Here is an 11,683-nt window from a genome sequence, read left to right as displayed (position 1 = left end):
ACAGCACGCCGAGGAGCTTGCGGATGTCCTCGAAGTGCAGGCCCGTCGTCGGCTCGTCGAGCACGTAGACCGTACGGCCGGTCGATCGCTTCTGCAGCTCGGAGGCGAGCTTGACCCGCTGCGCCTCGCCCCCGGACAGGGTGGTCGCCGGCTGCCCGAGCCGCACGTAGCCGAGACCGACCTCGACAAGCGTGGTCAGGTGCCGGGAGATCGCCGGGATCGCCGCGAAGAAGTCGACGGCCTCCTCGATCGGCATGTCCAGAACGTCGGCGATCGTCTTGCCCTTGTAGTGCACCTCGAGCGTCTCGCGGTTGTAGCGAGCGCCGTGGCACACCTCGCACGGGACGTAGACGTCGGGCAGGAAGTTCATCTCGATCTTGATCGTGCCGTCGCCCGCACACGCCTCGCAGCGTCCGCCCTTGACGTTGAAGGAGAACCGTCCCTGGAGGTAGCCGCGAACCTTCGCCTCGGGGGTCGAGGCGAAGAGCTTGCGGATGTGGTCGAAGACTCCGGTGTACGTCGCGGGGTTGCTGCGCGGCGTGCGGCCGATCGGCGACTGGTCGACGTGGATCACCTTGTCGACGTGGTCGAGACCGTTGATCCGCTTGTGCCGTCCCGGCACCGCCCGGGCGTTGTAGATCTGCTTGGCGAGGCTGGTGTAGAGGATGTCGTTGACCAGGGTCGACTTGCCGGACCCGGACACGCCGGTCACCGAGACGAACAGCCCCAGCGGGAAGGCGACGTCGATGTCGCGGAGGTTGTGCTCCTTGGCCCCGACCACCGTGAGCTCGCGACCCTTGGTGCGCGGACGGCGTACGGCGGGGACCGGGATCTGCTTGCGTCCGGAGAGGTAGAGGCCGGTCAACGAGTCGCGGTGCTTGAGCAGCCCCTTGACCGGACCGGTGTGGACCACCTGTCCACCGTGCTCCCCCGCTCCGGGGCCGATGTCGACGACCCAGTCGGCGGTGCGGATCGTGTCCTCGTCGTGCTCGACGACGATCAGGGTGTTGCCGAGTTCCTTGAGCCGGACCAGGGTCTCGATCAGGCGGTGGTTGTCGCGCTGGTGGAGCCCGATCGAGGGCTCGTCGAGGACGTAGAGGACGCCGACGAGCCCCGCCCCGATCTGGGTGGCGAGCCGGATGCGCTGGGCCTCGCCCCCCGACAGCGAGCCGCTGGGCCGGTCGAGCGACAGGTAGTCGAGGCCCACGTCGAGCAGGAAGTTGAGGCGCTCCTGGATCTCCTTGAGCACCCGCTCGGCGATCTGCTTCTCGCGGGTGCTGAGCTCGAGCTCGCGCAGGAAGCCGGCGGTCTCGTTGATCGGCAGGGCACAGACCTCGGCGATCGACTTGCCGCCGATCGTGACCGCGAGGCTCACCGGCTTGAGCCGGCTGCCCAGGCACGCCGGGCAGGGCACCTCGCGCATGAAGCCCTCGAAGCGCTCACGGCTGGTGTCGGACTCCGCCTCCCCGTGCCGGCGCTCGACGTAGCTGCGCACCCCCTCGAACTCGGCGTAGTAGGCGCGCTGGCGCCCGTAGCGGTTGGTGGTGACTACGTGGACCTTGGTGGGATGGCCCTCGAGCAGGCTCTTGCGGGCCTTGGCCGACAGGTCCTCCCACGGGGTGTTCAGGTCGAAGCCGAGCTCCTCGCCGAGCGCTCCCATCAGCCGTAGGAAGTAGTCGGCGACGTGGGCCTGGCTCCAGGGCTGGATCGCGCCCTCGCCCAGGGTGGCCTGGGGGTCGGGCACCACCAGGTCGGGGTCGACTTCCATCCGGGTGCCGAGGCCGTGGCAGTCGGGGCAGGCGCCGAAGGGACTGTTGAAGGAGAACGACCGCGGCTCGAGCTCGTCGGTGTCGAGGTCGTGGTCGTTGGGGCAGGACATCCGCTCCGAGAACTTCATCTCCCGGCCCGGGTCCTTCGCCTGCAGGTCGACGAAGTCGAGCAGCACCAGCCCCCCGGCCAGCCGCAGGGCGGTCTCCACGGAGTCGGTCAGCCGACGCTTGGACGACGCCTTCACCGACAGCCGGTCGACGACGACCTCGATGGTGTGCTTGCGCTGCTTGTCGAGCTTGGGCGGGTCGTCGAGGGTGTGCGTCTCGCCGTCGACCCGGACCCGGGAGAAGCCCTCGGTCTGGAGCTCGCGGAACAGCTCGACGTACTCCCCCTTGCGGCCCCGGATCACCGGCGCCAGCACCTGGAACCGGCGGCCCTCCTCGAGGGCGAGGACCCGGTCGACGATCTGCTGGGGCGTCTGCCGCTCGATCGGCGCACCGCACACCGGGCAGTGCGGACGGCCGGCCCTCGCATAGAGGAGGCGCAGGTAGTCGTAGACCTCGGTGATGGTGCCCACCGTCGAGCGGGGGTTCTTCGACGTGGACTTCTGGTCGATCGACACCGCCGGCGACAGGCCCTCGATGAAGTCGACGTCGGGCTTGTCCATCTGCCCGAGGAACTGGCGCGCGTACGCCGAGAGGGACTCGACGTACCGGCGCTGGCCCTCGGCGAAGATCGTGTCGAACGCGAGGCTGGACTTGCCGGACCCGGAGAGCCCGGTGAACACGATGAGGGAGTCGCGTGGCAGGTCGAGCGAGATGTCCTTGAGGTTGTGCTCGCGGGCACCCCGGATGATGAGCTGGTCGGCCACTACTGTCCCTCGGGCTGGATCGTCGGATGGGTGCGTTCGAACACATGTTCGCTCGCACGCGCTGCCGGCGCAAGCCTGACACGGCCCACCGACAGTCCCGATCCTACGGCCCACGTGATGGGTGTTGGATGGTCCGCATGACGACTGAACGTGTGCCGGCGGCTGACCTACTCGGAGATGCATCGGCCCGCCTGATCCGCACCGTCGACGGTTTCCACGGCGACGACTGGGCGGCGCCGTCGCTCCTCCCGCGGTGGTCCCGGGCACACGTGGTCGCGCATCTGGCCCTGAACGCCGAGGGCATCGCCCGCGGGCTGCGCGGCGTCGTGGCCGACGACTCGGACGGCGATGCGCTGGAGCCGCGCACCATGTACGACTCCGACGAGAAGCGCGACTCCGACATCGAGGACCTCGCAGCGGCCGAGCCCTCCGAGATCCGCGACCGGCTCCTGGCGGGGACGACCCTCCTGCAGGAGGCGATCGAGGCGATCCCCGGCAACCGCTGGGAGACAACGGTCGAGCGGACGCCGGGTGGCCGTGCGATCCGGGCCGGCGCCTTCCCGGAGATGCGTCTGCGCGAGATGGAGATCCACCACGTCGACCTGGGCGCCGGCTACTCGACGTCCGACTGGGACCTGGGGTTCGCAGAGCAGCTGCTCGACGCGATGGACAAGCGCGTGCGCGCGGGGCGGGCGTTCGAGGTGAGGCCCCTGGACTCGCAGCGCACCTGGGTCTTCGGGCCGGGCGAGTCGGAGTACCCGGTGCCCGTGGTCACCGGTCCTGCGGCCGACCTCGGGTGGTGGCTGACCGGCCGGCCCGCACCCACCACCCTGTCCTGCTCGCAGGGCGAGCTCCCCACGATCGAAGGCTGGTGACCTGTGACCGACGAGACCGGACAGAACGACTACACCGGCGAGGTGTCCCCCGGCGGCGAGCCGCACCGGCGTACGGCGGGCTCCCTGGAGATCACCAAGCTCGCCGTCGACCCGCAGATGTCGAACAACTGCTACCTGCTCCGCTGCCGTGAGACGGGCGAGCAGGTGCTGATCGACGCAGCCGACGATGCGCCGAGACTGCTCGAGCTGATCGGCGACGCCGGGCTCAGCGCGGTGGTCACCACCCACCAGCACTGGGACCACCACCGGGCCCTGGCCGAGGTGGTCCAGGCGACCGGCGCCACGGTCATCGCCGGCGAGCCGGACGCCGACGCGATCACCGAGCAGACCGGCGTCACCGTCGACCAGCGCGTCGGCGAGGCCGACCGCGTGCCGGTCGGCACCTGCTCACTCGGCGTGATCCCCGTCGCCGGGCACACCCCCGGCTCGATCTGCCTGGTGTACGACGACGGCGCGGGCCGCCCGCACCTCTTCACCGGCGACTCGCTCTTCCCCGGTGGTGTCGGCAACACCCAGGGTGACGACGAGCGCTTCCAGCAGCTGATCTCCGACGTGTCCGCCCGGATCTTCGACGCCCTCCCGGACGAGACCTGGTTCTACCCCGGCCACGGCAACGACTCGACCCTCGGCGTCGAGCGTCCGCACCTCGAGGAGTGGCGCGAGCGGGGCTGGTAGGCGGGCGCGTCAGGTAGCGGTGACTTCGGATCGGTCCGCGACGGGGAAACCGATCCAGGCTCACCGCCCCCGGCGCCGGACAGGCTCAGCTGCCCCCGAGGCCGTCGAGAGCCGCCATGTCGTCCTCGGTCAGCTCGAAGCCGCCGACGTCGGCGTTGGACCGGATGCGCTCGGGGCGGGACGACTTCGGGATCACCACGATGCCGTGCTGCAGGTGCCACCGGATGATCACCTGCGCCGGCGTACGCCCCAGCCGGTCGGCGATGCCGACGATCGTCGGGTGGTCGAGTGTGCCGCCGCGCAGGGCGCTGTAGCCCTCGAGCACGATGCCCCGGTCGCGGTGCAGCGCCACCGTGTCCGCGTCGTGGAGCAGCGGGCTCCACTCGATCTGGTTCACCGCCGGCTGGACTCCCCCGGCGTTCGTGACCTCGTCCAACAGCGACGCGTCGAAGTTGCTCACGCCGATCTCGCGGGTCAGCCCGGCCTTGCGCGCCTCGACGAACTCGCCCCAGAGGTCGACGTACGCCGAGCCGTCACCCGGCCAGTGGATCAGCCAGAGGTCGAGGTGGTCGGTGCCCAGGTTGTCGAGGCTTCGGCGCAGGGTGTCGACACCCTGACCGGCGTTGCTCGGCGGACACTTGGTGGTGATGAACACGTCGTCGCGGGGTACTCCGCTGGCGGCGAGGCCGCGACCCACCTCGGCCTCGTTGCGGTACACGGTCGCGGTGTCCAGGTGGCGGTAGCCCGCCTCGAGCGCCGCGGCGGTGGCGTTCACGGCGTCCTCACCCTTGATCTGCCAGGTGCCGAACCCGAGCAACGGCATCCTCGCCCCGTTGGTCAGCGTGAGCGAGTCGTCGGGGATCCGGGGAGCGTCGGTCATGGCTGCGAGCCTAGAGGGCCGGCCCAGCCGGGACGTCGGGGCCGCAGGCCTGAATCGACCCGCGCGTCCCGGGCCGAAATTCCCCATACGCCCGCTCCGTCGGGGAAGATGTGCCCGGCCGTCGCCGGACGGTCCTGACAGGGGGAAGCATGTTCCGCCAGTTCGTTCTCGGGCGCCGCGGTGCCGGGATCGCGGTCGCGACCGTCGCGTCGCTGGCCGTGGCCGGAGTCGCCGCCGGCACGTCGTACGCCCACGGCAGCGCGAGCCCGGACACCACGGATGGTCACCGCTCGGCCCGCGCGTCCCTCGGCCAGGACGTCCACGATGCGTACGTCGACGTCACCGACCAGGGCAGCCAGGCCGTGACCAGGGCGCTCCGGACCGCGAGCCGGGTCTCGCACCGCCCGGCGGCCAAGGCCTATCTCGCCGCCCAGCCCGACACCACGGTGCGCGACATCAGCGGTACGACGGGCACGGTCCGGTTCCTCGCCGACCTCGACGGCTACCTGACCGGCCCGAGCTCCCGGTCACCGCGCGGCGTCGCGATGCGCTACGTGCGCGCACACGCCGACGCCCTCGGGCTGACCACCGGCGACCTCGACACCTTCCACCTGGCCCGGAACTACCGGGACGTCGCCGGTATCCACCACCTCTACTTCACCCAGCGGATCGCCGGCAGCAGTGCCGCCCGGAACGGACTCACCGCATCGGTCAACGGTGCCGGCCGCCTGCTCACCCTGGGCGGCATGCCGATCAGCACAGCCCGGGTCGGCACCCTCCCGCCGGCGTCTGCGCGGACCATCACCACCGCGGCGGAGGCGCTGGCCCTGACCCGGGGACCGGTGCTCGCGGGAGCCGACACCAGCGAGGACACCGCCCGTCGGGTGGTCTTCGACACGGGCAACCGTCTGCGACCCGCGTGGGAGACCGTGGTGACGTCATCGACGACGCCGGCCACGACCGTGATCGATGCGGTCACCGGCGAGGTGCTGCTCCGCACCCCGCTCACCCAGTACGAGCACAGCACCGGCCTCGTCTACAAGTTCTTCCCGGGCTCGGCCCGCGGCGGTCGCCAGGTCACCGTCGACTTCACCAAGCGCCACTGGCTCGGCCCGGACGCGCGCCGGCTGAGCGGCAACAACTCCCACGCCTACTCCGACGTGAACGACGACAACCGGGCCGGCGCGACGGAGGAGGTCCATCCCCTCCGGGGCCACTCCTGGGGATACCGCCTGCAGCCCTTCCACCTGCGCTTCGCGAGCAGCTTCTGCGGCAACCCGTGGCCGTGCTCGTGGAACCCCAACAAGGCGTACTCCTGGCGGGTCAACCGGGCCCAGAACGCGACGCAGGTCTTCTTCTTCGTCAACAACTGGCACGACCACCTGAAGCGGGCACCGATCGGGTTCACCGAGGCAGCCGGCAACTTCCAGGTCAGCAACCACCGCAGAGGTGGGAAGGGCGGCGACCCGGTCACCACCCAGACCGACGACGGCGCCGCCACGGGCACGCGGGCGGAGGGACTGCTCGGGCTCCCCGACAACAACCACATCGACAACGCGAACATGTCGACGCCCCCGGACGGCCACCGGCCCGTCATGCAGATGTACCTCCAGCACCAGCCGCATCAGCCGTACCCGAACGGTGACCCGTTCTCCCCGACCAACGTCGGCGACGAGGCGGACACGGTCTACCACGAGTACACCCACGGGCTGTCCAACCGGCTGGTGGTCGACGTCCACGGACGCTCGACGCTGGGCGGCGTACAAGCCGGCGCGATGGGCGAGGGCTGGAGCGACTGGTACGCGATGGACTACCTGGTCAAGCAGCACCTCGAGCGCGACCGCCCGGACAAGGCCGACGTCCGGCTCTTCGCCTACGACGGGCAAGGCGTGAACTTCGACCGCACCGAGCCGCTCGACTGCAAGGTCGGTCAGGCGGTCCGGATCTGCAACGGCGGCGCCACCGGCCACCGCGGTGGCTACACGTACGCCGACTACGGTGACGTCGTCGGCGGCCCCGAGGTGCACGGCGACGGTGAGATCTGGAGCCAGACGTTGTGGGACCTGCGCCACCGGCTCGGCTCCCGCAAATCCGAGTCATTGGTGACCCGGGCCATGGAACTGGCGCCGTACAACCCGTCGTTCCTCGACATGCGCAACGCGATCCTGGTCGCCGACACCTCGGTCTTCCGCGGTGCCGACCGCAGCGCCATCTGGCGGGTCTTCGCGCACCGCGGCATGGGCTTCTACGCCGGCTCGTTCGGCGGTGGGGACACCGACCCCGCCCCCAGCTTCGCGATGCCACCCTCCCCGATCACCACCGGCACGATCACCGGCACGGTCACCGACCACGACTCCGGGTCCGCGGTCGAGGGGGTCACGGTCACCCTGGCCTTCCAGGGGTCCGGCACGGTCAACCCGACGGCGGTCACCGACAAGGACGGGAACTACACGCTCTCCGACATCCCGGACGGGCACTACGCGAAGCTCCTCGTCCGCGGCCGGGGCTACCAGCAGCAGAAGGCGGTGAACGTCGAGGGCACGACGACCGTCGACTTCGCCCCGAGGGTCAACCGCGTCGCGCCCGGGAGCGGCGCCCGCATCGCCGACGCCACCGGGCAGGACTACTCGGCCATCGGCTGCGGTCCCGGCGGGGCCATCGACGGCAGCCAGTCCTCGGGCTGGAGCACCAACGCCAGCATCGGCAAGTCGACGGACGGGAGCCTGGGTTTCAGCCCGAAGCACGTCACGATCGAGCTGGGCCAGCCCCTCGACGTGACGGGGTTCGCCGTCGACCCGGCGTCGACCTGTGGCGACGACTCCAGCTCCTCGACGGCGGGATTCGTGATCCAGACCTCACCCGACAGAAGCACCTGGACGACGGCAGCCAGCGGGACGTTCACCGCGGCCGACGACGGCACGCTCGTGCCGCTTGACGCGACCGCACAGGGCGTCGGCTACGTCCGGGTCATGATCACCAGCGACCAGGTGCGGGACTTCGGCTCGACCTGCGAGTCAGGAGGACCGAGCGGTTGCCACTTCGTGGACCTGAGCGAGATCCAGGTGTTCGGCGTCCCGCAACCCTGACCTCTCGCCACGTCAGCGGGGATCGGCCAGCAGCGCGGTGAAGGCGATCTCGCCGGAGCCGAGCAGGGCGGAGTCGGCGCCGAAGGCCGGCAGCAGCAGCTCGACGCCCGGATGCGACCGCTCGAACGCGTAGCGCTCGACCGCGGCCTCGACCTCGGCCCGGGCCAGGTCGAGCAGCTCGGCCATCGTGCCACCGACAAGCACCCGCTCGGGGTTGAGGATGTTCAGCAGGTCGGCGATGCAGCGGCCCAGGGACTCGGCGGCCGCGCCCATCGCCCGCAGCGCCTCGCGCTGACCGGCGCGGGCGTCGTTGAACAGGTCCGCCACCTCGGTGTCGGTACGCCGCGACGGGCGGCCGGCGAGCCCGAGCAGCGCGTTCTCACCGAGGAAGGTCTCGATGCAGCCACGCTTGCCGCAGTGGCACGGCGGCCCGGTCGGGTCCAGCACGTTGTGGCCGATCTCCCCTGCGTGACCGTCGCGGCCCCGCACCGGGACGCCGTTGACGATGATGCCGGCCCCGACGCCGATCCTCCCCATCAGGAACACCACGTCGTCGCAGTCGCGCGCGTTGCCCCGCTGGTGCTCGGCCAGGACCGCGAGATCGGCGTCGTTGCCCACGACCACCGGCACTCCGTCGGCCACATCCTCGAGCATCTCGCCGAGCGGGACGTCCTCCCACCCGAGGTTGGGAGCGACCCCGACGCGACCGGTGGACAGGTCGACGGTGCCCGGCACGCTTGCGCCGATCCCGCAGACGCGGGATGCCGCTCCGACGGTCGTCCGGAGTCCGGTGAGCGCCCCGGCGACCAGCGCCACCAGGTCGGTGGGAGTCACCTCGGGACTGGTGGGCAGCACCTCCCGGGCGATGATCGTGCCGCCCAGGCCGATCGCCGCGACGGTCACGTGCTCGATGTCGACGTCGATCCCCACGGCGTACGGCCCGTGTGCGTGCGGTGCCACCACGTGCGAGGGCCGGCCGACCCGTTCGCCCCCGCTCGGCACCACCTCCTCGACCAGGCCGAGCTGGGCGAGGTCGCCGACCAGCGCACCGACCGTCGACCGGCTGAGGTGCAGGCGCTGGGTGAGCTCGGCGCGCGTCAGCGCCCCGTCGCGGTGCACGTGACGGAGCACCAGCGACAGGTTGTGCTGCCTGATGTCGTCGGGCCGGACCGCTCCCGACGTACGCCGTCCCCGCACCGCGCCGTCACGACCTCGATGCTCGGCGCCGCGACACCGCGTCGATCGCCGCCGCCAGCAGCAGCACCACGCCGGTGATCACCGACTGCCACTGCGGCTCGGCGCCGAGCGTCCGGTTGAGCTGCAGTCCGTTGGGGATCATCGCGATCACCACGGCCCCGATCACGGCGTCGCGCGGCCGGCCCCGACCGCCGAACAGCGACGTGCCGCCGATGACGGCCGCCGCCACCGCGAACAGCAGGACGTTGCCCGCGCCGAGGTCCAGCGAGGCCGAGGACTGGTACGACGCGAGCATGATGCCGCCGAGGGCACCGAACGCCGAGCACAGCACGAACGCGGTCACCTTGATGTGGACCACGTCGATGCCGGCGCGGCGCGCCGCCTCGGCGTTCCCGCCGGTCGCGTAGAGGTGTCGACCCCAGGTCGTGCGGGTCAGTGCGAAGGCGCACACGATCATCAGCACCAGCACGACCACCGCCGGGGTCGGGATGCCCTTCTTGACGCTGGAACCCAGACCGCGGTTCTCGCAGGCCAGCACGGTGAGCACGATGCCGACCAGGGCCACCCCTCCGCACCGGGCAGCCACCAGGCTCAGGCTGTCGTGCGACAGTCCGCGGCGACTGGCGCGCAGGGACGAGAGCACCGAGATCGCGACGTACCCGCCGACCAGGACGATGGTGAAGATCCAGCTCTCGGTGACGCTGAGGTTGCCGAAGGTGAGCTTGTACCAGAAGTTGTAGCGGGACGTGTTGATCGGCTGGCCCTTCAGCGCGAACTGGGTCACGCCGCCCCAGGCCAGGAACAACGCCAGGGTGACCACGAAGCTCGGGATGCCGACCTTGGCGACCAGCCAGCCGTTGAGCACGCCGATCGCGGCGCCGATGCAGACGGCGGCCAGCAGCGCGAGCAGGAGGTGCTGGGTCAGGTTGGTGAGGACGAGGACGACGCCGATCCCGACGAGCACGGCGGCCGACCAGGCCTTCAGCCAGACCGCGAGCCCGACCGCGAGCAGCAGGCCGACCACGAGGCACCAGTACATGAGGCCGGGAAGGCCGTCGTGGAGCTTGCCCGAGGAGACGGCGACGGCCGCGATCGCGCCGCAGGTGCCGCCGGCGGTGCCGGCCGACAGGTCGATCTCGCCGAGCAGCAGCACGAAGACCAGCCCGAGACCGATCACCGCGATGTAGGCCCCCTGGCCGGGGATGTTGCCGACGTTCGCCTTGGTGAGGAACGCGCTGCTGAGCTGGCTGAACAGGATGCCCAGCACGACCAGGCCGAGCAGCGACGGCAGGACGCCGGGATCCCCCGTGCGCACCTTGCCCCACCAGCTGCGGGTGGCATCGGCGATGGAGCGCTCCTCGACGTCGAGGGCGAAGCTGCCGGCGCCGTCGTCGGTGGGGAGCTTGCCCGCCGAGACGTTGGTGTCGGGGAGGTCGGTCGACATCGCTGCCCCTCAGATGCTCTCGTCGGCGGTGGCCGCGGCGAGCCCGACGTTGCCGCTGCGCCCGGACGTGATCAGCTCGACGATCTGGGTCGTGCTGCTCTCGGACTTCTTGACCACCGCCGCGATCCGCCCGAGGTACAGGGCGGCGACCCGGTCGGCGACCTCCATCACGTCGTTCATGTTGTGGGAGATCAGCACGACGGCGCGGCCCTGGTCGGCCAGGCGGCGAACCAGGTCGAGCACCTGACGCGTCTGGGCGACCCCGAGCGCGGCGGTCGGCTCGTCGAGGAAGACGACCTTGCTGTTCCAGAGCACGGCCTTGGCGATCGCGACGGTCTGCCGCTGGCCGCCGGAGAGGTTGGCGACCAGCTGCCGCACCGACGACACGGTGCGGACCGACAGGCTGGCCAGCGTCTGCCGGGCCTGCTTCTCCATGTCGCCGTCGGAGAGGAACATCCGGGCGCCGGTGATCTCGCGTCCCAGGAACATGTTCTGGGTGATGTCGAGGTTGTCGGCCAGCGCGAGGTCCTGGTAGACGAACTCGATCCCGAGGGCGGTCGCGTCCCGTGGGTCGTGGATGGTCACCGGACGGTCCTCGAACCGGATCTCGCCGGAGTCGATCGAGTTGATGCCGGCGAAGCACTTCACCAGGGTGGACTTCCCGGCGCCGTTGTCACCGACCAGAGCGGTGACCTCGCCGGGGTACACGTCGAAGTCGACGTCGTGCAGCACGTGCACAGGCCCGAAGCTCTTGTTCAGCTTGCGGGCGGACAGGATCGGTTCGGTCACCGGGTCACCTCTCGGTCACGTCGCGGGGTCACGGTGCGGAGCAGGCGGCGGCCCGGCGGACCGGGCCGCCGCCTG

At 70.8% G+C, this 11,683-nt stretch carries 8 protein-coding genes; 3 read left to right on the top strand and 5 right to left on the bottom strand.

Going from position 1 to position 11,683, the window contains the following annotated elements; all coding sequences use genetic code 11:
• Window positions 1–2,641 (bottom strand): excinuclease ABC subunit UvrA (uvrA, locus tag VGK78_RS01530; protein ID WP_331525496.1); only part of this gene is annotated, 2,641 nt, incomplete at its 3' end.
• Between the two features lie 137 nt (window positions 2,642–2,778).
• Here uvrA and VGK78_RS01525 point away from each other — a divergent pair.
• Both VGK78_RS01525 and VGK78_RS01520 read left to right on the top strand, forming a co-directional pair.
• Window positions 2,779–3,516 (top strand): maleylpyruvate isomerase family mycothiol-dependent enzyme, encoded by a 738-nt coding sequence (locus VGK78_RS01525; protein ID WP_331525495.1) that lies wholly within the window; start codon window positions 2,779–2,781, stop codon window positions 3,514–3,516.
• A 3-nt stretch (window positions 3,517–3,519) separates the two neighbouring features.
• Complete coding sequence (locus tag VGK78_RS01520; RefSeq protein WP_331525494.1) at window positions 3,520–4,212, top strand: MBL fold metallo-hydrolase; 693 nt, start codon at window positions 3,520–3,522, stop codon at window positions 4,210–4,212.
• A gap of 85 nt (window positions 4,213–4,297) precedes the next feature.
• Here VGK78_RS01520 and VGK78_RS01515 read toward each other — a convergent pair whose 3' ends face one another.
• Complete coding sequence (locus VGK78_RS01515) at window positions 4,298–5,092, bottom strand: aldo/keto reductase (RefSeq protein WP_331525493.1); 795 nt, start codon at window positions 5,090–5,092, stop codon at window positions 4,298–4,300.
• Window positions 5,093–5,241: 149 nt separating this feature from the next.
• On the opposite strand from VGK78_RS01515, the gene VGK78_RS01510 reads away from it, so the two are divergent.
• Window positions 5,242–8,178: a M36 family metallopeptidase gene (locus VGK78_RS01510; RefSeq protein ID WP_331525492.1), complete on the top strand. Its 2,937-nt coding sequence runs from the start codon at window positions 5,242–5,244 to the stop codon at window positions 8,176–8,178.
• A gap of 12 nt (window positions 8,179–8,190) precedes the next feature.
• Here VGK78_RS01510 and VGK78_RS01505 read toward each other — a convergent pair whose 3' ends face one another.
• The 3 genes from VGK78_RS01505 to VGK78_RS01495 are packed head-to-tail and all read right to left on the bottom strand — an operon-like array spanning window position 8,191 to window position 11,608.
• Window positions 8,191–9,375, bottom strand: coding sequence for an ROK family transcriptional regulator (locus VGK78_RS01505; RefSeq protein WP_331525491.1), 1,185 nt, complete (start codon window positions 9,373–9,375; stop codon window positions 8,191–8,193).
• A 7-nt stretch (window positions 9,376–9,382) separates the two neighbouring features.
• Window positions 9,383–10,819 (bottom strand): sugar ABC transporter permease, encoded by a 1,437-nt coding sequence (locus tag VGK78_RS01500; protein WP_331525490.1) that lies wholly within the window; start codon window positions 10,817–10,819, stop codon window positions 9,383–9,385.
• A gap of 9 nt (window positions 10,820–10,828) precedes the next feature.
• Entirely contained in the window at window positions 10,829–11,608 is a 780-nt protein-coding gene (locus VGK78_RS01495) for an ATP-binding cassette domain-containing protein (RefSeq protein WP_331525489.1), read from the bottom strand.
• Window positions 11,609–11,683: the final 75 nt, after the last annotated feature.

Origin of the sequence: Nocardioides sp., from assembly GCF_036503465.1 — a bacterium.
Classification (GTDB): Bacteria; Actinomycetota; Actinomycetes; order Propionibacteriales; family Nocardioidaceae; genus Nocardioides.
This window is presented reverse-complemented; position numbering and strand designations above follow the sequence as displayed.